Source organism: Ligilactobacillus sp. UO.C109 (genome assembly GCF_026847815.1).
In the GTDB taxonomy this organism is placed as follows: Bacteria; Bacillota; Bacilli; order Lactobacillales; family Lactobacillaceae; genus Ligilactobacillus; species Ligilactobacillus salivarius.
In genome coordinates this window covers 1-1,022 of sequence record NZ_JAPSFH010000054.1, presented here as the reverse complement: position 1 = coordinate 1,022, position 1,022 = coordinate 1, and the positions used below count along the sequence as shown (strand labels likewise).

Genomic DNA, 1,022 nt, shown 5'->3' with positions numbered 1-1,022 from the left:
AGTCCCTGCTGGGAACTGGTCTTTATTGGCTTCTGTGACCTTGTCTGCGACTTCTTTCTTTTCGTCATCAGTCAGCTTCGTTGGATTATCAACCTTGGTCTTGGCTGGAACCGTTGGATCCAGCTTTTCAGAACTGTTCTTTCCTTCAACCAGCTTATTACCTTCGATAGTGTGCTTGATGTACTTAAGCTTTCACTTAGTGAGGAGCTTGTGCTCAAGGATTCGCTCAACGAACTTGATGTACTTAAGCTTTCACTTAGTGAGGAGCTTGTACTCAAGGATTCACTCAAGGAACTTGATGTACTTAAGCTTTCACTTAAGGATGAACTTGTACTCAAGGATTCACTCAAGCTGCTTGATGTACTTAAGCTTTCGCTTAAGGAGGAGCTTGTACTCAAGGATTCACTCAAGCTGCTTGATGTACTTAGGCTTTCACTTAGTGAGGAGCTTGTACTCAAGGATTCACTCAAGCTACTTGATGTGCTTAAGCTTTCACTTAGTGATGAACTTGTGCTCAAGGATTCACTCAACGAACTTGATGTGCTTAAGCTTTCGCTTAAGGAGGAGCTTGTACTCAAAGATTCACTCAAGGAACTTGATGTACTTAAGCTTTCACTCAAGGATGAACTTGTACTCAAGGATTCGCTCAAGGAACTTGATGTACTTAAGCTTTCACTTAGTGATGAACTTGTACTCAAGGATTCGCTCAAGGAACTTGATGTACTTAAGCTTTCACTTAAGGATGAACTTGTACTCAAGGATTCGCTCAAGGAACTTGATGTACTTAAGCTTTCACTTAAGGAGGAACTTGTACTCAAGGATTCACTCAACGAACTTGATGTGCTTAAGCTTTCACTTAAGGAGGAACTTGTGCTCAAGGATTCACTCAAGCTGCTTGATGTACTTAGGCTTTCACTTAAGGAGGAACTTGTGCTCAAGGATTCGCTCAAGGAACTTGATGTACTTAAGCTTTCACTTAAGGATGAACTTGTACTCAAGGATTCGCTCAAGGAACTTGATGT

1 protein-coding gene is annotated in these 1,022 nt (G+C 41.5%); it reads right to left on the bottom strand.

The genetic code is table 11. The annotated features are described in order from the left end of the window. The coding region (locus OZJ21_RS09880; RefSeq protein WP_442916321.1) for a hypothetical protein at positions 1–75 on the bottom strand (75 nt) is incomplete at its 3' end. Positions 76–1,022: the final 947 nt, after the last annotated feature.